15 protein-coding genes are annotated in these 20,264 nt (G+C 66.9%); 7 read left to right on the forward strand and 8 right to left on the reverse strand.

From position 1 onward, the window contains the following. Positions 1–52 precede the first annotated feature (52 nt). Positions 53–700, forward strand: a complete 648-nt coding sequence (locus tag J2X52_RS12310; protein WP_310153708.1) for a C40 family peptidase — start codon at positions 53–55, stop codon at positions 698–700. 494 nt (positions 701–1,194) lie between these two features. Here the strand turns inward: J2X52_RS12310 and J2X52_RS12315 are convergent, their stop codons facing one another. Beyond that, on the reverse strand, positions 1,195–2,574 hold the full coding sequence (locus tag J2X52_RS12315; RefSeq protein WP_310153655.1) for a DEAD/DEAH box helicase: 1,380 nt from the start codon (positions 2,572–2,574) through the stop codon (positions 1,195–1,197). Between the two features lie 471 nt (positions 2,575–3,045). Between J2X52_RS12315 and J2X52_RS12320 the strand changes: the two genes are divergently transcribed. After that, positions 3,046–3,375, forward strand: coding sequence for a hypothetical protein (locus J2X52_RS12320; RefSeq protein WP_310153658.1), 330 nt, complete (start codon positions 3,046–3,048; stop codon positions 3,373–3,375). 2 nt (positions 3,376–3,377) lie between these two features. After that, positions 3,378–5,225 (forward strand): monovalent cation:proton antiporter-2 (CPA2) family protein, encoded by a 1,848-nt coding sequence (locus tag J2X52_RS12325; protein ID WP_310153660.1) that lies wholly within the window; start codon positions 3,378–3,380, stop codon positions 5,223–5,225. A gap of 48 nt (positions 5,226–5,273) precedes the next feature. On the opposite strand, the gene J2X52_RS12330 is transcribed toward J2X52_RS12325, so the two are convergent. Beyond that, positions 5,274–8,855 (reverse strand): M1 family aminopeptidase, encoded by a 3,582-nt coding sequence (locus J2X52_RS12330; protein WP_310153664.1) that lies wholly within the window; start codon positions 8,853–8,855, stop codon positions 5,274–5,276. Between the two features lie 13 nt (positions 8,856–8,868). Further along, complete coding sequence (locus tag J2X52_RS12335; RefSeq protein ID WP_310153668.1) at positions 8,869–9,780, reverse strand: ABC transporter ATP-binding protein; 912 nt, start codon at positions 9,778–9,780, stop codon at positions 8,869–8,871. Positions 9,781–10,057: 277 nt separating this feature from the next. Here J2X52_RS12335 and J2X52_RS12340 point away from each other — a divergent pair, with 277 nt between their 5' ends. After that, a complete protein-coding gene (locus J2X52_RS12340; protein ID WP_310153711.1) occupies positions 10,058–12,145 on the forward strand; it encodes a M13-type metalloendopeptidase in 2,088 nt (695 codons plus the stop codon). A 294-nt stretch (positions 12,146–12,439) separates the two neighbouring features. Continuing rightward, positions 12,440–14,464 carry a M13 family metallopeptidase gene (locus tag J2X52_RS12345; RefSeq protein ID WP_310153670.1) on the forward strand — a complete coding sequence of 675 codons (2,025 nt, stop codon included), beginning with the start codon at positions 12,440–12,442 and terminating at the stop codon, positions 14,462–14,464. 184 nt (positions 14,465–14,648) lie between these two features. Here J2X52_RS12345 and J2X52_RS12350 read toward each other — a convergent pair whose 3' ends face one another. The 5 genes from J2X52_RS12350 to J2X52_RS12370 all read right to left on the reverse strand — a co-directional run bounded on the left by J2X52_RS12350 (position 14,649) and on the right by J2X52_RS12370 (position 17,798). Then, positions 14,649–15,302: a rhomboid family intramembrane serine protease gene (locus tag J2X52_RS12350; RefSeq protein WP_310153672.1), complete on the reverse strand. Its 654-nt coding sequence runs from the start codon at positions 15,300–15,302 to the stop codon at positions 14,649–14,651. A gap of 61 nt (positions 15,303–15,363) precedes the next feature. Further along, complete coding sequence (locus J2X52_RS12355; protein WP_310153674.1) at positions 15,364–15,729, reverse strand: MGMT family protein; 366 nt, start codon at positions 15,727–15,729, stop codon at positions 15,364–15,366. 13 nt (positions 15,730–15,742) lie between these two features. Next, positions 15,743–15,964 (reverse strand): hypothetical protein, encoded by a 222-nt coding sequence (locus J2X52_RS12360; RefSeq protein ID WP_310153676.1) that lies wholly within the window; start codon positions 15,962–15,964, stop codon positions 15,743–15,745. Between the two features lie 66 nt (positions 15,965–16,030). Then, the gene (locus J2X52_RS12365) at positions 16,031–17,158 is read right to left on the reverse strand and encodes an inorganic phosphate transporter (RefSeq protein WP_310153679.1); all 1,128 of its coding nucleotides are present in this window, start codon (positions 17,156–17,158) and stop codon (positions 16,031–16,033) included. A gap of 13 nt (positions 17,159–17,171) precedes the next feature. Further along, on the reverse strand, positions 17,172–17,798 hold the full coding sequence (locus J2X52_RS12370; protein WP_310153682.1) for a DUF47 family protein: 627 nt from the start codon (positions 17,796–17,798) through the stop codon (positions 17,172–17,174). A 264-nt stretch (positions 17,799–18,062) separates the two neighbouring features. Here J2X52_RS12370 and J2X52_RS12375 point away from each other — a divergent pair, with 264 nt between their 5' ends. Further along, positions 18,063–19,376, forward strand: a complete 1,314-nt coding sequence (locus J2X52_RS12375) for a hemolysin family protein (RefSeq protein WP_310153684.1) — start codon at positions 18,063–18,065, stop codon at positions 19,374–19,376. Beyond that, on the forward strand, positions 19,366–19,995 hold the full coding sequence (locus J2X52_RS12380) for an exopolysaccharide biosynthesis protein (RefSeq protein WP_310153687.1): 630 nt from the start codon (positions 19,366–19,368) through the stop codon (positions 19,993–19,995). Before J2X52_RS12375 ends, J2X52_RS12380 begins: the two co-directional genes overlap by 11 nt. The last annotated feature ends 269 nt before the right edge of the window (positions 19,996–20,264 follow it).

The following is a 20,264-nucleotide window of genomic DNA, read 5'->3' on the forward strand; positions in this document are numbered from 1 at the left end:
TCGTCCGGTAGCTTCCCCCGCTGGTCCGCGACAATGTGAAACCCACGTGACGATGACAGACGTAACGCCAGGCGCCCGCGCCACACGCCACCACCGCCTTCGCACTGCCTTTGTCGCAAGCGTTCTCGCGTTCTCCGCAGCTCCCGTGTTCGCGGGCCCCGGCCTCGCCGCCGACTCTGCCGACCAGCTTGAAGCGACCACCTCGGTCGCCCGCGCGCTTACCGCGCCGACCGCACAGCTCGCCCAGCCGGAAATGCTGCTGGCCAGCGACATCAATCAATTGATCGCGATGGACGTCGACCAGCCGGTCCAGGCCGACGGCCGCGTCGAGGGCCTGCTCAAGCGCGCCCTGAGCTTCATCGGCACCCCGTACCGGTGGGGTGGCTCCAGCCCCGACAGCGGCTTCGATTGCAGCGGCCTGGTGGGCTACGTGTTCCGCACCGCGCTGGGCATCGAGCTGCCGCGCGTCTCGCGTGACATGGCGCAGAACGGCGAGCGCGTCGAGCGTACGGCCCTCACCGCTGGCGACCTGGTGTTCTTTGGTCGTCGTGGCAACCGCATCGACCATGTCGGCATCTATCTGGGCGACGGCCGCTTCGTGCATGCCCCGCGCACCGGCAAGGACGTGATGGTGTCGGAGCTGGATTCGGGCTACTGGGCCACGCGCTTCAAGTCCGCACGCCGCGTCGCCGGCGTCTGAGGGCGCCCGCCCGGACACGAGAAGGCCGCCGAAAGGCGGCCTTTTGCGTTGTGGGAACAGCGTCTTGTCGCGGGCAGCGGTTCTGGAAGCCCTCCCCCGCGTGCGGGGGAGGGCTGGGTGGGGGCGAGCTGTGGGGACATCGATCAAACGATCTGCACCCGCGGGCGTCGCGCCTACTGGTTCCGATGGGCGCCAGAACTTGGGCGTTCAAAGCGGATGCCCGGCACCGGCAGCGCGCCCGCATCAGCGGACGCCACCCTCTGAGGGGTTCCCACCCAACCCTCCCCCGCACGTGGGGCATTGCGCCTTCACGGGTGGAGGGCTTTGGTCTTGCAGCACCTGATACGCCCAGCAACTGAAAAGTCAGCGGCGAAGAAGCGTGACGTCGGCACTGCGCGATTGCAGGGACAAGAAAAAGGCCGCCCGGAGGCGGCCTTTTTCATCAGCGCTGATCGAACGAGACCCGGGCAGTCATGCCCGCGCCGCGCCGGGGATCACGCGCGGCTGTCGCTGCGACGCTCCTGCGGACGGCCGGCACCCGGACGGTGCTGCTTCGGGCCCGCGTGCGCGTGCGCGCTGCGGTCCATCGGCTTGCCGTGGCCCCGGTTGCCCGGCTTGCGCGGTGCGCGCTCGCCACCTGGCTTCTGCTCGCCCATGCGTGCACCCGGACGTCCGGCAGACGGCTGACGACGCTGACCGCCACCGTTCTTCGGGATCGGCGTGTCGAGACGCACCGGCTGGCTCGGCTCGAAGCCGGGCACCGCAGTCAGGTCGATCTCGGCCTTGAGCATGCGCTGGATCTGGCGCAGCAGACCGCCCTCTTCCGGCGAGACCAGCGACAGCGCCTCACCCGTGGAACCGTTGCGACCGGTACGGCCGATGCGGTGCACGTAATCCTCGGCGACCATCGGCAGATCATGGTTGATCACCAGCGGCAGGTTCGGGATGTCGAGACCGCGCGCGGCCACATCGGTGGCGACCAAAATGCGGGCGCGACCGGACTTGAACATGTCCAGTGCCTTCTGGCGCTGCGCCTGGCTCTTGTTGCCGTGGATCGCGACCGCCGGCAGACCCGACTCGGCCAGCTGCTCGGCCAGACGGTTGCAGCCGTGCTTGGTCTTGCCGAACACCAGCACCTGGTCGGTGTGGCGCTTGGACAGCAGTTCGACCAGCAGGTCGCGCTTGCGGCTGTTGTCCACCGGATGCGCGCGATGCGCGATGGTGTCGGCGATCGTGCTGTTCTGCGCCACCTGCACCTGCTGCGGATCGCGCATGAACTCCAGCGCCATCGCCTTGATGCGCGGCTCGAACGTGGCCGAGAACAACAGCGTCTGACGCTGCTTCGGCACACGGTTCATGATGCGCTTCATCTGCGGCAGGAAGCCCATGTCGAGCATGCGGTCGGCCTCGTCCAGCACCAGTACCTCGACGGCGTCGAGCTTGGCGTGACCGCTTTCCATATGGTCGAGCAGTCGGCCCGGACACGCGATCAGCACATCCACGCCACGGCGCAGGTTGTCGATCTGCGGCTGCATGCCGGCGCCGCCGAAGATCGTCGTGACGTTCAGGCGCAGGTGGCGGCCGTAGGTCTTGAGGTTCTCGGCGACCTGCACCGCGAGCTCGCGGGTCGGCACCAGGATCAGTGCGCGCGGCTTGCGCGGGCCCTTGGGCGGCGTTTCCTTGGCGAGACGCTGCAGCAGCGGCAGGCCGAACGCAGCGGTCTTGCCGGTGCCGGTCTGGGCGCCGCCCAGGACATCGTTGCCGCCGAGGATCAGCGGAATCGCCTGGGCCTGGATCGGCGTGGGCGTGTTGTAGTCGTTTTCGGCGAGCGCGCGCAGCAGCGCGGGCGACAGCCCGAGGTCTTCAAACGTCATTGCAGTGAACTCCTTGCGCTTCCCCACGCCACCGCCGACGACACGTGCAGATGCACGACCGGAACGGAAACCGCTGGGAAGTCTTGCTCGGAGCTATCCAGAACCGCGCTGCGAGCAATATATGAAACGGCTACGGATGCTCCGGGCCGTGGTCTGCGCGACGAAAGACGTGCGGGATAAGTCCGCGCGGATCAGGAATCGATCAATGCGGTAGGCGTACCAGGATCGTATCTGTCGGCGCGGATCGCGTCGGACAGGGGCAGCCGTGTTGCAGAACGGGGCAGAGTCTACGCCAATTCAGCCCCGTACTCCAGAGGCCTGCAGCGAGCGACGACAGCGGGCGCTCAGGCATCCCACTGCGCGAGGTGCCGCCTCGCTGGAGGCTGGGCGCCGATGGGGCGCTGTGGCACGCTTCACGCACCCTCGACAGGACCCGCCCATGGCCTTCCGCTCCCCTCGCTCTCTGCACCGATGGTGCTGGCACGTGTGCTCATGGCGAGCCTGTTCATCGTGCTCGGCGGCTGGCGGGTCTGGGGCGCGATCAACGGCATGGCGCTGTCCAATGCGGCCCTCGCGCTCAGCATCGGCGAACTGGTACTGGGCCTGCTGCTGCTCAGCGGCCGGCGCCTGCGCTGGACTGCACTCGCCGCCGCGGCGCTGCTGGTGGCGGACGCGGCGCTGTCGCATCCGTTCTGGGCGGCGCGCGCTGGCGCCCAGGACGGCCAGCTGCTCCACTTCATGAAGAACATCGCACTGGCCGGTGGTTTCCTGCTGTTGTCCGCCACCGCCCCACGGAAATAGGCATGGCCACCGAGTCCCAGGAAACCACCAGCCAGCTGATCCAGGTCGTCGCCCTGCTGGGCGCTGCCGTGGTTGCGGTACCGCTGTTCCGCAAGCTCCGGCTCGGCTCGGTGCTCGGTTATCTGGCTGCAGGTCTGGCGATCGGGCCGTTCGGCTTCGGCTGGTTTTCCGACCCCGAATCAATCCTGCATGTCGCCGAACTCGGCGTGGTGATGTTCCTGTTCGTCATCGGCCTGGAGATGCGGCCCTCGCACCTGTGGAGCCTGCGCCGGCAGATCTTCGGCCTCGGCGCGCTGCAGATCATCTTGAGCATCACCGCGCTGACCCTGCTCGGCGCGGCGTTCGGCTTCCCGTGGCCGATCGCCTTCGTCGGCGCCGCCGGCTTCGTGATGACCTCGACCGCGGTGGTGATGCAGTTGTTGTCGGAGCGCGGCGAGACCGCCCTGCCCCACGGCCAGAAGATCGTCTCGGTGCTGCTGTTCGAGGATCTGCTGATCGTGCCGCTACTGGCGCTGCTGGCGTTCCTCGCACCGACGCCGGAGGCCGCGGTTGACGCGCCTTCGCGCTGGACCTCGATCGCGATCGGCATCGGCTCGCTGGTGGCGCTGATCGTCGCCGGCATCTACCTGCTCAACCCGATGTTCCGCATCCTCGCCGCGGCCAAGGCGCGCGAGGTCATGACCGCGGCCGCGCTGCTGGTGGTGCTGGGCGCGGCGCTGCTGATGCAACTCGGCGGCCTGTCGATGGCGATGGGCGCGTTCCTGGCCGGCGTGCTGCTGTCGGAGTCCTCGTTCCGGCACCAGATCGAAGCCGACATCGAACCCTTCCGCGGCATCCTGCTGGGTCTGTTTTTCCTCGGCGTCGGCATGGCGCTGAACCTGACCGTGGTCGCTTCCAACTGGCCGCTGATCGTCGGCGGCGTGTTCGCGGCGATGGCGACCAAGGCGCTGTGCATCTACCTCGTCGCGCGCATCACCCGCAGCTCGCATCCCGAGGCGCTGGAGCGCGCGGTGCTGATGGCGCAGGGCGGCGAGTTCGCGTTCGTGCTCTTCGCCACCGCCGCCGCGACCGGCCTGATCGCAGCGGAAGTCAACGCGAATCTCACCGCGATCGTCGTGCTGTCGATGGCGCTGACGCCGCTGGTCGTGCTGTCGACCCAGCGATTCATCGTCCGCGCCAAAGCCGCGCGACCGGACGACGTGGAAGACGTCGCAGGCCAGAGCGGCAGCGTGCTGATCATCGGTTTCGGCCGCTTCGGGCAGGTCATGAGCCAGTCGCTGCTGGCGCGCGATGTCGACGTCACGATCATCGACACCGACATCGAGATGATCCAGAGCGCGGCCGAATTCGGCTTCAAGGTCTACTACGGCGACGGCACCCGCCTCGACGTGCTGCACGCGTCCGGCGCCCGCACCGCCCGCGCAATCGCAATCTGCATCGACGACCGCGAAGCCGCCGACCGCATCGTCGAACTGGCCGGTCATGAGTTCGCCCAGGCCAAGCTGCTGGTGCGCTCCTTCGATCGCGAGCACTCACTGTCGCTGGTCAACGCCGGAGTCGATTTCCAGATCCGCGAGACCTTCGAATCGGCGGTGCAGTTCGGCGCCGCGGTCCTGCGCGAGCTTGATGTATCCGACGACGACGCGGCCGCGATCGCGGCCCAGGTCCGCCGTCTCGACGCCGAGCGCTTCGAGCTGGAAACCGCCAGCAACGACACCCGCGCCGGCATTCCGTTGATCATCAAGAACACCCACGCGCCGGGCCCGAAGCCCACGCCGCTGACGCGACCGCGCCGCGAGAGCAAGCGGCTCAACGACGCGGCGCCTGCGACCGACGTGCCGCCCCCCTGATCAAAGTCTTCGGAACGAAGGGCTGCTTCGCTCCGAAGACTGGTTCCGCTACAGCGTCACCCGCCGCCGGTTGTCCGACGACACGCGGTCGATCAGCTTGTTGTACGGATCGAAGCCGGCTTCGAACGGCGCCTCGTCGACGGTCACGGTGATCACCGGATCGGCTGTCGTGATGTGGTGGCGCTCCAGGTACAGCACCTTTTCGTCGCGCTCCTTGCCCGACGGGCCGCGCGCGAATACACCGACCTCGATCCAGTCATCGAGTGCGCCTTCGGTCTCGCGACCGGTGCCGTCGGCATACCGTTTGGCCGCGTGCAGGGTCAGCGTGACGTCGTAGCGCCCGTCCTCTCGACGCTTCGCAGCCGCCGTCATCACCCGGTTGTCGTAGAAGCTGATGTTTTCGAACAGGTCTGTGATCAACGCCTGCTGGTCGGGTCGCGCTTCGGCACGGATGTACTCCAGCAGTTCGCGCGACGTTGTATACGGCGGCTGCTGGTAGGCCTTGTCCTCGAGGAAACGCTTGAGGGCACGATTGAGCGCGGCCTCGCCCATCTCATCGCGCAGGCGGTAGAACACCAGCGAACCTTTCTGGTAATGGATGTACTGCTGGTTTTCCACGCGGTAGAGCGGCAATTCTTCGAGCAGTTCTCCCCCGCGGCCACCGAGATAACGGTCCAGTTCGTACTTGAGGAACTGGCGCATGCGGGGCCGGCCGTATTCCTGCTCCATGACCATCAGCGCCGAGTACTGCGACAGCGACTCGGACAGCATCGTCGCGCCCTGCACGTTCGCGCCGATCACCTGGTGCGCCCACCACTGGTGCGCGACCTCGTGCGCGGTGACATAGAACACGTAGTCGAATTTGTCGGCGTCACGCAGATCGGCAATGAAGCCGATCGACTCCGAGTACGGCACCGTGTTGGCGAACGCCTGGGCGAAGCTGGCATAGCCGGGGAACTCGATGATGCGCAGCTGGCGATGCTGGTAGGGGGTGAAATTGGCCTCGTAGTAGGCCAGTGACTTCTGCGTGGCCTCGATCATCCGGTCGACGTTGAACGGATGCTTGGGATCGAAATACACCTCGATCGGAATGTCCTTGTACGTGCCCTTACGGACTTCCCAGCGCGCCGACAGAAACGCATAGAAATTCAACATCGGGCGGTCCATCGCATAACTGAAACAGCGGCGCCCCTCGCGCTCGAACTCACGCTCGATGTAGCCCGGTGCCAGCGCGATCTGGTCGGGTGCGGTGCAGATCGTGGTGCTGAAATCGATCCAGTCGGCGTCGTCGGTCAGATAGGTATTGGCGCGGGCCGCTTCGTCCTCGAGCCTGGGCATGCGCCGCGGCTCGCCCAGATCGCGCTTGCGCCGCTCGTTGCGGTCGCTGATCTCGGCACGTGCCTCGTAGCCGAACTGCGGGAACATGCGGCTGTTGAAGAAGCTGCCGTTCTCGACGAACTGGCTCTGCGCCTGGCCGCTGGTAATGCCGGTCGAATGAAAATCGACCCGGAATCGGAACTCGCGCTCTTCGCCAGGCGCCAGCGGCGTGGCGAGCCGATAGATGCGGTATCCCAGCGCTTCGTCGTGCTGAGCGAGCGTCTGACCGCCGAGATCGACATCCACCAGCGCGCGGTCCTCGGTCATGCCGATGTGGATGTCTGCGATCGGCTCGGCGTGCGGATTGCGCACCGTGTAGATCAACGTGCCGGTCATCGACTGCGTTTCGGGTCGCAGATCGATGTCCGAGCGGCTGGCGACGATGCGCGGCTGCGGCAGCGATTCGTACTGCTTGTAGTCGCGCTCGTAGCGGGCCTGCAGATCGAGCTGGCCGTCGGGCGAAACGAAATCGTTGCGGACGTTGGTGTTCCAGAACAGCACGCCCCCTACGGCCGCGAACGCAAGCACGGTGATCGCGAACGCGATGCCCAACCCGCCACGCAGCTGCGCACGCATGCCGGACAGACGCTGGCGCCAGCCGCCATCGACGCCGCGCACCCACAGCGCCGCCGCGAGCAGCAACAGCGCGGCGACGAACAGGCCCCAGTAGCCCTGGAACGCCAGCTGCCCGACGAGGAAATGCCCGTAGCCGTTCATGTCGGAATACGGTGCGTTCGGCCACGACCCGATGGTGTAGAGGTTGTGGGTAAAGTCGAGCATTCCGAGCACGGCCTGCGCGACGAGCACCAGCACCAGAAGCCCGTACCCGATGAACTTGTTGTTGGCAAAGACCTGCAGCGCCAGCGCGAGCCCACCCATGATCACGTAGGGTATCGAGTCGAACACCAGCGCCTGCGCATAGACCAGCGGCTCCAGCTGCACGCTGCCCTTGAACAGCTGCACCGCCATCGCCATCGCCATGCCGATTAGCTGAAACAGCGCGATCACGACCAGCAGGGTCAGGAACTTCGCCAGCAACGGAATGCGGTTGGCCACGGGCATCGCATCGACCACTTCGTTGAGCTTGGCGCTGCGTTCCTTCCACACCAGTTCGCCGGCGTAGAACATCACCACGATCAGCAGCAGGAAGCTGTAGCTGCCGCGCATCGCATCGAGCATCTGCGAGGTGACCGGATAGACCGACGTGCCGTACATCGACTGCTGCAGCAGCGCCGAGGGTACGAAATTAAGGATGCCGAACAGCAGCATCACCAGGAACGGCACGCTGCGCAGAACCCCCGCCGTGTCGAAGTGCACCTGCCGCCAGGTCTGCGACCACCCGGTGGCCGCACCGAATACGGGCTGCACGCGGATCGGCGCGCGCGAGGGCACGACAGAAGCCAAGGTCACCGGCGGCACCACGCGGCGACGCTTGAACAGGCTGCGCCCGGTACCGCTGCGCTCGGTGCGGAACAACGCGAACGTCGACGCGAACAGCGTCAGCGACACGCCCAGCCACAGCGCGCGGTTGGCGAGCAGATAGTCGGCCAATGCAGGCAGGCCGGAGTTGCGCTCCTCGGCGGACCAGTAGCGCACCGTGCGCGACAGCGCGCGGGCACCTAGGGGCTCGGCCAGCGTGGCCAGCCAGATGTTGTCGATGTCTCGCATCAGCGTCGCGCTGACGAGATAGAGCACGAAGAACGCGAGCACACCGATGTAGACCCACAGGATCGAACGCGTGGTGACGGCAAGCAGCGCCAGCAGCGCGGTGACGAACAGCAGGTTCGGCAGCACGATTACGCCGAGCGACCACAGATACGGCTGCAACGACGCCGGCCCCAGGCGCGCCGGATCGATCCACGGCATGAACTGCGCGACGAACAGGCCGATGGCGATGACCACGAACACCGCCAGGCTTGCCAGCAGCGCGGCACCGATCCGGCCGAGCAGGTAATCGCGCCGGCGCACCGGCCCCGAGAACAGCAGGTCCGCGGTGCCCTGCTCGAAATCGCGCAGCAGCGCGGTACTGACGAAGATCGGCACGATCAGCATCGTCAGCAGGGTGAAGGCGCCGAACAGCTGGGCGACGACGACCGGCGCGTTGCGATGCACGTTGCCGATCGCGCCGCCGATCTGCACGGCATCGCTGGAGGCGGCGCCGAACCCGAGCAGTGCGAACAGCGCCGCGAGGAACCACAGCAGCGGCGAGCGGAGCTGCTGACGCAGCTCGAAACGGAAGAATTCGAGGATCATGGCGGGCTCCGGCTCAGACGACCGGCGCTGCGGCGGCCTGCTGCCGTGCCTGCAGGCGCAGGCGCTGGAAGTACACGTCTTCGAGATCCGGATCGATCTGGACGAACCCGTCTTCCGGCCGTTCCGCACTGTGCACGTGGATGACCGGCTGACCGGCGACCAGTCGCGTCGACAGCACCGTGTGCGCGGCTTCGTACCCGGACAGCGTCTCCTTGGTCACCTGCTTGCGCCAGACCTGTTGCGACAGCGCTTCGATCGCATCGCTGGGCCGTCCGGTCAGCAACACCTGGCCGCGATTCATGATCGCCATCGTCGGGCACAGGTCGGTGACGTCCTCGACGATGTGCGTCGACAGGATCACCACGACGTCCTCGCCGATCGCCGCCAGCAAGTTGAGGAAGCGGTTGCGCTCCTCGGGATCGAGACCGGCGGTGGGCTCGTCGACGATCACCAGGCGCGGATTGCCGAGCAGCGCCTGGGCGATGCCGAAGCGCTGGCGCATGCCGCCGGAGAACGTGCCGAGCTTGCGCTTGCGCGCATCCCACAGGTTCACCTGCGCAAGCAGGCCGTCGACGACCTCGCGCCGCTGCTTGCGATCGGTCAGGCCCTTGAGCACAGCGAAGTGTTCGAGCAGATCCAGCGCGCTGACCTTGGGATACACGCCGAAATCCTGCGGCAGGTAGCCGAGCTGACGGCGCACGGCATCCTTGTCGCGCAGCACGTCGATCGGACCGTCGCTGCCGTCGAGCGTGGCGCTGCCGCCGTCGGCCGATTGCAGTGTCGCCAAGGTGCGCATCAGCGATGACTTCCCGGCGCCGTTGGGCCCCAGCAAGCCGAACATGCCGCGCGGGATGTCGAGCGTCACGCCGTCGAGGGCGCGCACGCCGTTGGCATAGATCTTGGTCAGGTCACGGATCGCGAGCATCGGTTCTCTCCCTGTGCCATCGGCACGACGGGTCGATCCTCCTCCACCGTGCGCGGGCGCGCATGGGTCGAACGTCACCCGTCTCCGACACACGGGGCGCCAGGAACCGCAAAGCAGGTCTTGGCCGGAATCAACGGCGCCGGGCACAGCCGGTCCACGCATGACCTTCGACACCCCCGGCGCTTCCGGGGCAAGCGTAGAGTGCGCCCACACCGGGCGCCGCCCGGCGGTCCTTCCTCTACGGAGATTCCACGTGATTGCCTTCGCACCCAAGCGCCTGTTGCTGACCTGTTCGGTCGTGCTGGCGCTGTCCGCCTGTTCGGGCGGCCAGGACACCCCGCCGGCCACGGCCGCTGCGCCGGCGACGGATGCCGCCGCGCCAAAGACACTGACGCTCGACGAGAGCGCGCTGCCCGGCGTGAACCGTTTCGAGATCGGCGATCTCGATACCAGCAAGAACGCCTGTACCGATTTCGACGCGTACGCGAACGGCAAGTGGCTCGCCGCCAATGCCATCCCCGGTGACCGCACCTCGTGGGGCGCGTTCGAGATGCTCGACGAGCGCTCGACCGCGATCCAGCGTCAGCTCGCCGAGCAATCCGCCGCCGACACCGCTGCGACCGGTGTCGAGAAGATCGTCGGTGACTTCTGGGCCACCGGCATGGACGCAGCCAGGATCAACGCCCAGGGCGTCGAGCCGCTGAAGGACCGCTTGGCCGCGATCGAATCCCTGGCCGACGGCCCGGCGGTCGCCGAGTACCTGCGCCAGACCTATGCGCGCGGCGAAGGCGGCCTGTTCGGCTTCGGCCCCGAGGCCGATTTCGACGCGCCGACGATGAACATCGCCTACGTGATGCAGGGTGGCCTGGGCCTGCCCGACACCAGCTACTACACCGATGCCGACAAGGCCCCGGTGCGCGAGCAGTACGTGGCGCACGTGGCGAAGATGCTCGAGCTGTCGGGCGTGCCGGCGGCCGACGCGGCGACACAGGCCAAGTCGGTGCTGGCGTTCGAAACGCGCCTGGCGTCGAAGTCCAAGTCCAGCGTCGAGATGTCGCGTGACGTGAAGCTGTTCTACAACCCGGTTACCCCGGCCGAAGCCGACGCGCTGACGCCGAACTTCCCGTGGACGGCGTTCTTCGAATCGCAGGGCGTGGCGGTGCCGGAGAAGTTCTCGCTGGCGATTCCGGATTTCCACAAGGAAGTCAGCGCGATGCTCGGCGACACGCCGGTCGCCGACTGGCAGAGCTATCTGCGCTACCACCTCGTCGACGGCGCCGCGCCGTATCTCGGCGATGCGTTCGTGCAGGAGAACTTCGACTTCTACGGCAACAAGCTGCGCGGCCAGAAGGAACTGAAGGCGCGCGAGAAGCGCGTGCTCGATACGCTCAATGACCAGGCCGGCGAAACACTGGGGCAGCTCTACGTGCAGGTCGCGTTTCCGGCCGAGTCCAAGGCGCGCATGGAAACGCTGGTCGAGAATCTCAGCCAGGCACTCAAGGTCCGCATCGAGAATCTCGACTGGATGACCGACGAGACCAAGGCCAAGGCGATGGAGAAGTGGGCCTCGTTCACGCCGAAGATCGGCTATCCCGAGAAGTGGCGCGCCTGGGACGGCCTGTCGACCTCGCGCGACAGCTACATCGGCAACGTGCTCGCCGCGACCGAGTTCAACTACAAGTGGATGCTGTCGAAGATCGGCCAGCCGGTCGACAGGACCGAATGGGGCATGACGCCGCAGACGGTCAACGCCTACTACAACCCGCTACAGAACGAGATCGTGTTCCCGGCCGCAATCCTGCAGCCGCCGTTCTTCGATCCCAACGCATCGGATGAAATGAACTACGGCGGCATCGGCGCGGTGATCGGTCACGAGATGACCCACGGCTACGACGACCAGGGCAGCCGCTTCGGGCCGACCGGCAAGTTCGAGAACTGGTGGACCAAGGCCGACTCGACCGGCTTCACCGGCCGCACCGACCTGCTCACCTCGCAGTTCAGCGCGTACGAGGCCGCGCCGGGCAAGCATGTCGACGGAAAGCTCACGCTTGGCGAGAACATCGCCGATCTCGGCGGCTTGGCGACGGCCTACGACGCGATGAAGAAGGCGGCCGGCGACACGCCCGATCCGATGACCGACGGCCTGAGCCGCGACCAGCGTTTCTTCCTCAACTGGGCCACCGTGTGGCGTCGCAACTTCACCCCGCAGGAACTCGACGTGCGGCTGAAGACCGACTCGCATGCACCGGCGAACTTCCGCGCGATCGGCGCGCCGTCGAACCTGCCCGCGTTCGCGGCTGCGTTCGAGTGCAAGGCCGGCGATCCGATGGTGCGCAGCGGCGACCAGCAGGTCGTGATCTGGTAATCCGCGCGGCATCGCGGTAACGACGAAGCCCGGCAGCGATGCCGGGCTTTTTCTGTTTGGGGCCGACGCCCCTTGTAGGAGCGCGCTTGCGCGCGATGGATCTCCGGTGAACCCATGTCGCGCGCAAGCGCGCTCCTACACCGTCGACAGCAGATCCAATCGAGCTGAACAGGTTGGGCCGAATGATCGATGAAGTTCCAGCTGCGGACGCCATCGCCCACGCGGTCAATCGCACCGTTGCGCCATCCCGCAGCTTGCTAGACTTGCGCGATTCATGCCCGCACGGACTCCGCAATGCCGATCCAGCACACGCTCGCCCGCCCCGCCCTGCTCGCCGCCTCGATCGCATTGCTGATCGGCCTGAGTTCCGACGCCGACGCCCAGCGTCGCCGCGCCGCCGCGCCGAAGGGGCCGCCGCCGGTCACCGCGTGCACCGATCTCTACAGCTTCGCCAACAAGGACTGGTTGGCCGCGAACATGGTCGTCGCCGGTCAGGGCACGCGTTCGGCCCTCGGTGAACTGCAGGCGCTCGCGCTTACCCAGCAGCACGATCTGCTCAATGCCGCGATGACGTCGCCACAGAACGACGTGCAGCGCCTGCTCGGCGACTTCTGGGCCAGTGGCCTGGACGAGGCCGCGGTCGAGGCCGACGGCGCCAAGCCGATCGCCCCGCTGATCGCACGCATCGACGGCATCCGTCGCACCCGCGACATCGCGCCGGCACTGGCCGCGCTGCATCAGGTCGGCATTCCGGTGCTGTTCGATTTCGGCGCGGAAGTGGACCTCGCCGATCTCAACCGCCATGTCGGCTACTTCACCCAGGGTGGCCTCGGTCTGCCGGATCCGGCCTACTACAGCCGCGGTGACGCCGAGACGCAGCAGATCGTCGCGCAGTACACGCAGTACGTGCGCAACATCCTCGCCCTCACCGGCACGGCCGAAGACCGCCTCGACGCCGAAACCGCGCTGGTGATCGATCTGGAACGTCGCATCGCGGCCGCATCGCGGCCGGTGGCGGACCTGCGGGATCCGCGTACGCAGTACGCGCTGGTCGACACTGCCGGTCTCGACAAGCAGTACCGCCGTCTGCAGCTCGGCGAGTTCCTCGCCGCGCAGGGTGTGCAGGCGACCCAGGTCTCGCTGGCCAATCCGGCGCTGTTCACGCAGCTCGACACGCTGGTCAATTCGCTCAAGGCCGAGCAGTGGAAGGCGTACCTGCGCTTCCATATCGGCAATGCGATGGCGCCGTACCTGTCGAAGAGCTTCCGCGACGCCGAATTCGACTTCCACGGCCGCATCCTGCGCGGCGAGAGCGCACAGCCCTCGCGCCAGCAGCTTGTGCTTGGCGCGATCAACCGCGCCGCCGGCCCGATGATGTCGCGCGAGTACGTCGCCGCGCATCTCCCCGACACCACACGCGCGCGCGCCGAGACCATTGCCGGCCAGGTCCGTGACGCGCTGGGCCGCGGCATCGAGCGCAACAGCTGGATGACCCCGACCGCGAAGACCGAAGCCAAGGCCAAGCTCGCCGCGCTGAAGATCGAGATCGGCGCGCCGCTGCAGGACATCGACTACACCGTGCAGCCGATGGGCCGCGCCAGCTTCGGCAGCAACATGCTGATCGCATCCACCTGGCGCCATGCACAGGAAATGCGTCGTATCGGCCAGGCCAACGCCGGCCGCCGCTGGGACGTGCTGCCGCAGACGCCGGCGCTGGCCTACGACCTCGCGCAGAACCGCCTGATCGTGTCCGCCGCCGTGCTGCAGCCCCCGGTACTCGACGTCAGCGCCGATGCGGCCACGCATTACGGTACCTACGGCGCGCTGGTCGGCCATGAGCTGAGCCGCGCGATCGACATCAAGGGCAAGCTGGTCGACAGCACGGGCACCGTGCGCACCTGGTGGAGCACCGACGACGACGCCGGCTGGCTGACCGCCACCGACAAGCTGGTCTCGCAGTACAACGGCTACGGCTATCCGGGTCTGACCGGCATGCAGGTCAACGGTGCCCTGACCCGTGACGAGAACGCCGCCGACCTGGCCGGCGTGGAACTCGCCTGGGACGCGCTGCAGCAGGCGAACCCGGAACTCGCGCAGCCGGCGCGGGAAGCATTCTTCCGTGGCTGGGCGCAGCTGTGGCGCCAGCAGTCGGCCATCGATACCGCCACCCGCAATGCCGCCACCAGCGTGCATGCGCCGGGCCAGTGGCGCGCGAACGGTCCGGTGGCGAACCTGCCGGCCTACACCGAGACCTTCAAGTGCGGCGCCAACGATGCAATGACCCGCAAGGCCGAAGACCAGGTGCGTATCTGGCGGTGACAATCGGTCGTCCCGATCGCGTGATCGGGAATTCGTGACTGGGGATTCGAAGAAGCGGATCCCCATCGCCGACAGAAGAAAGGCCGCGCATTGCGCGGCCTTTCTTCTGATGACCGACGCTGGATCAGGTCGTGGACGGGCGCGATCCGAATCCCGAATCACGTCCGACGGCCACGCCGTCCCATCACACCCGCCGCACGTGCCGCTTGCCACCACTGCGGTTGAACGGCGGACGTCCGCGCCAATGCTGCAGCAGCAGCCAGCCGAACAGCATGCCGCCCAGATGCGCGAAGTGGGCGACGCCCGAGCGCGTGCCGGTGATGCCGAGCACCAGCTCGACCAGACCGTAGACGATCACCAGCGTGCGCGCGCGCATCGGGATCGGCGGAAACAGCAGTACCAGGCGCTGGTTCGGGAACAGCACGCCGTAGGCCAGCAGGAGGCCGAACACACCGCCGGATGCGCCGAGCGTGGGATACGGAAACGCGCCCTGCGCCAGCGACCACGTCACCACGCCGAGCTGGCACAGCCCCGCCCCGATCACGCAGACCAGGTAATAGGTGACGAAGCGCCGCGTGCCCCAGGTGTATTCCAGCTGCGAGCCGAACATCGCCAGCGCCAGCATGTTGAACGCGAGGTGGGCGATGTTGCGCGGGTCGTGCATGAAACCGTAGGTCACCAGTTGCCATGGCTGGAAACCGAGCCCGCCCGCGTCACTGCCGCCCAGCGGCCACAACATGAAGTACGCAAGCGCGTTGCCGATCGCCAGCTGCAGGACGAACACGACGACATTGATGGCCAGGATCACTTTGACGGCCAGTGGCAACCTCGGGAACATCCGGACTCCTCGTTTTTCGGCGCCATGATACCGGCCCCGATGTGTAGAGCATCGTGCCCGATCAGGCGTGGGCGCCGGGTCCCCACAACGCGGCATCGAGCGTGCCCTCGGCCGGCATGCGCACCCGGCCGCGCGTCACCGTGACACCCTCGGCGCGCAGCCGCTGCGCCTGTTCGCGAAAGCCCGGTGAACCGGCGGGAAATGCGATCCGGCCGTCGCTGCGCACGATGCGGTGCCACGGCAGGTCCGGATCGCCGTGATCGCGCAGCACCCGCGCGACCAAGCGTGCGCGGCCCGGCAGACCGGCGCGGCGTGCGATGTGTCCGTAGCCGGCGACGCTGCCTGCGGGCACCGCATGGATCGCGGCAAGAATGCGGGCGCGGGATGCCGCGTATCCGTCTTCGGCGTCCGACGTCTTCGGCCTCATGTGTCGGCCGCGCTCAGACCCGGCGCGCCTGGCGCACGACGTGCACGATCCGGCCGATGACGTAGAGCACCACGCCGCTCAGGAATCCGCCCTGCGCGCCCCACATCAGCAGCTCGAACGCGGTGCTGTCCGCCCGCGGCCTCACTGCGAACAGCGCGCCCCCGCAGACCAGTCCGACCACGATCAGGACCAGTCCGCATTTCAGATAGATGTTGGTGAGGCCGAGTCGGGACACGGGCACATCCTCATGCGGGTGTCCGATGACTCTAACAAACGGCCGACAGACGCCGGCCGCGGCGCATCAGACCCAGCCGAAGTGGTGGAACATGCGGAACAGGCCGTAGGCGATGCCGCCGGACATCGGGATCGTCAGGATCCACGCCCAGATCATCTTGTTGACGACCGTCCACTTGATCGCGTTGAGGCGCTTGGCCGTACCCACGCCCATGATCGCGGCGGAGATGTTGTGCGTGGTCGACACCGGAATGCCCATCGACGAGGCGGCCAGGATCACCGACGCGGCACTGGTTTCGGCCGCGAAGCCGTGGATCGGGTGCAGCTTGACCAGCTTGTGGCCCAGCGTCTTGATGATGCGCCAGCCACCCGCGGCGGTACCGGCGGCCATGACCACGGCGCAGGTGATCTTGATCCACAGGTCGATGTCGCCTTCGGCCAGCGCGGCGTCCGAGGGATGCAGGAACGCCAGCCAGGCCGGCAGGTTGTCGAGCGTGCCGACGCTCTGCGCACTGACCAGGGTGAGCGCGACGATGCCCATGGTCTTCTGCGCATCGTTCATGCCGTGCGCGAAGCCCATGCCGGCAGCCGAGACGATCTGGCTCTTGCCGAAGAACGCGTTGACCCAGCGCGGCCGCGCGATGCGTGCGAGCACGCCGCCGCTGCGCGCCATCATCGAGATCGCGAAGAACAGCACGCCCATCATCAGAAAGCCCGCGGCGAACCCCAGCACCGGCGAACTGACCATCGGCACGATGACCTTCCACAGCACGCCCGCGCTGTGCCAGATCGGCTGCGCCGGCTCCGACCAGATCACCACGTCGAGATTGTTGGACGCGGCCGCCAGTGCGGCGCCGATCAGACCACCGATCAACGCGTGCGACGACGACGACGGCAGGCCCCACCACCAGGTGATCAGGTTCCAGACGATGCCGCCCAGCAGCGCGCACAGGATCAGCTGCGAGCCCACATCGACGACGCCGGCATCGATCAGCCCGGAGGAAATGGTCTTGGCCACCGCGGTGCCCATCAGCGCGCCGATCAGGTTCATCGACGCGGCCAGGCCCACCGCCTGCATCGGCGAGAGCACCTTGGTGGCGACCACGGTCGCGATCGAATTAGCGGTGTCGTGGAAGCCGTTGATGTATTCGAACACCAGCGCGGTCGCGACCACGATCAGCACGAGGGTCAGCATGGGAGGCGGCCGGTCAGGAGTTCTTGAGCACGATCTCGTAGGCGACCACGCCAGCCTCGCGGCAGCGGTCGATCGCCTTTTCGAGAATCTCGAAGAACTCCTTGAGCAGGAACATCTGCAGCGGATCGAGCTTGCCCGAGTAGATGTCGCGGTAGAGCTCGAGCATCAGCCGGTCGGCCTCGTTCTCCAGCGCGCGCAGCTCGTCGTTGAGCGCCTTCATCGGCTCGAGCTTCATGCTGCGCAGGGTCTTGACCATCTTCACCACGACCGCGGACGCCTGTTCCAGCATCGCCGCGCGCGGCGCGAAGTCGATGTGCTCAAGATGCATCGTCGCCAGCGAATAGCGGTCGGCGAACTTCTCCACCTGCTTGGGAATCTTGTACAGCGCAGATCCCAGCGCCTCGATATCCTCGCGTTCGATCGGGGTGATGAAGCTGTCGACCAGCGCCTGGCTGATCTTCTCCGACGCCTCGCGCTCGCGCATGCGCGCCAGCTTGAACGCGTCCAGCGCCGGCTGCCGGTCCGCCGCCTTGAGCATCGCGTGAAGCGCCACGGTGCTGTCGTGGGCGGCCACCGCGGCCTCCTCGAGCAGCGTATAGAACTGGTTGCCTTGGCCGAAGATCGTTTGCAGGGAGAACATGCGGGACGCCTTGAAGTCGCGCGTCCGGGACCGGACGCTCTGCGCGAGGCGCGGATTATGACGGTTCCATGACAGTCCGGGCCAGCCCGGCGCGCCCTGAGACGCCCCGATCCTCACGCCACGGCCTGCTATAGTCCGGCCGCGCCCCCTTGCGCTGTTCATCTTTCACATGGACGACGACTCTAGACCGCCTGCCGCGACGCCCACCGCTAACGCCTCCCCCGATGCTCCGCATCGCCTGTCTTCTGGCAGGAGGCCCCGGCCATGCTCGAACTGATCCTCATCGTCCTGGCCCTGATCGCCTGCAACGCGTTCTTCGCGCTGTCGGAGATGTCGGTCGTCACCTCGCGCAAGCCGCGTCTGCGGCAGCTCGCCGCCGAACACCGCAGCGCGCGCGCCGCCCTCGACCTTGCCGAACATCCGGAACGTTTCCTGTCGACCGTACAGGTCGGCATCACGACGATCGGCGTGCTCACCGGCATGCTCGGCGGCGATGCCTTGGGCACGGCGATCGGCACCTGGCTCGCGAGCAGCCTGCCCGTTCTCGGTACCTACGCCTCGACCGTCGGCGTAGTGTTCGCGGTCAGCCTGATCACCTTCCTGACGATCGTCTTCGGCGAATTGCTGCCCAAGCGCCTCGCGCTGCTCGCTCCGGAACGTCTGGCCTCGTTCGTGGCGCTGCCGATGCACTGGCTGTCGCGGGCGGCGACGCCGGCCGTCTGGCTGCTCAGCGCCAGCGTGCGCGGCCTGCTGAAACTTTTGCGGCTCGACAAGACCGAAGCGGCACAGGTCTCCGAAGAGGAGATCCGCATGCTGGTCAGCGAAGGCCACGAGCAGGGCGTGATCGACGCCGACGAACGCAACATGGTCAACCGCGTGCTGACGCTCGGCGACCGCGACGCCGAAAGCCTGATGACGCCGCGCACGCGCATCGCCTGGCTGGATATCGCCGCGGGATTCGAAGAGAACCTGGCCGAAATGCGGGAGACGCCCTACTCGCGATATCCGGTGTACCGCGGCAGCGATGCGGACGTAGTCGGCGTGCTCGAGATCAAGTCGCTGATCGACAGGCTCGAGAAGAAGGAATTCGACCTGTTCAAGTATCTGCGCGAGCCGCTGTTCGTATCCGAATCCACGCCGGCGATGAAGCTGCTCGAGATCCTGCGCGAGAACCAGCAGTCGCTGGCCCTGGTGGTGGACGAGTACGGCGACATCGCCGGAATGGTCACGCTCAACGACGTCATGGAAGCGGTGATCGGGCGCACCCAGAGCAGCGGCCTGGACGCTTCGCCGCTTGTGGTGATGCGCGAGGACGGCTCGATGCTGGTCGACGGCACGCTGCCGACCGGCGCCTTGCGCGAACTGCTGGGCGGCGGCCCCCTGCCGGGCGAGGACGAACACATCTTCCACACCGCGGCCGGCATGACCATCGCGCGCTTCAGCCGCATCCCCAATGTGGCCGAGTACTTCGACTGGCACGGTTGGCGCATCGAGATTGTCGATCTGGACGGTCCGCGGGTCGACAAGCTGCTGCTGCAGCGCATTCCGGATGCGGACGCGGGCGGCGATGACGCCTGAGGTCCCGTCGCGCGAGGAAGCCAGCACCCGGGAACTACTCGCCGCCATGGCGCTGGGCGATCCCGGCGACCAGCTGCGCTTCGCCGACCTGCTGCTCGGTCTGGGCAAACGCGCATTCGGCATGATGCTGTTCGTGGCCACCCTGCCTGCCTTCATTCCGATCCCGGGCGTGGGCGGCGCCGTCGGCGGCCCTCTCGTGGTCCTGGTCGGCCTGCAACTGCTGATGGGCCTGCGCAAGCCGTGGCTACCGCGCTGGCTCGCCAACCGTGGCCCACACCGCAGTTCGGTGCAGCGCTTCGAGACCGTGGTCGAACCCTGGCTGCGCCGCGTGGAACGTGTCAGCCGGCCGCGCCTGCCGGGCGTACTCGACCACCGCGCAGCGGCCATGTTCACCGGCTTGCAGCTCGTGCTGCTGGGCGTATTGCTGGCCTTGCCGATTCCGTTCACCAACTACGTGTTCGGCCTGTTGCTGCTGGCCTATGCGCTGGCACTGCTGGAGCGCGATGGCGCCCTGATGCTGTGGACATGGGCGGGTGGTGCACTCGCGATCGGCTTCTTCGGCGTGCTCAGTGGCGCGCTGGCCTCAGCGGCCACCGAATGGCTGGCGCATCTTTTCTGAGCGGAGCCTTGCCGCACCTGCAGAAATAGCCGGGCCGACCGGTCCAGGCTGGAGATCTCCACGCCCGGCATCGGCTTGGCGTTGCCTTGTCTGGATGCGCGCCGCCTTCGCCTTTAGTTCTGGCTTTAGTTCTGGCTTTGGCTTTGGCTTTGGCTTTGGCTTTGGCTTTGGCTTTGGCTTCCAGCTTTTGATTTGAATCGAGCCGTAGAGCGAGCCGAGCACCGGAGCCTGGCGTGGCCGAAGAGCAGCCCATGTCTGAGCGCAGCGAG

Source organism: Luteimonas sp. 3794 (assembly GCF_031456825.1).
Taxonomy (GTDB): Bacteria; Pseudomonadota; Gammaproteobacteria; order Xanthomonadales; family Xanthomonadaceae; genus Luteimonas.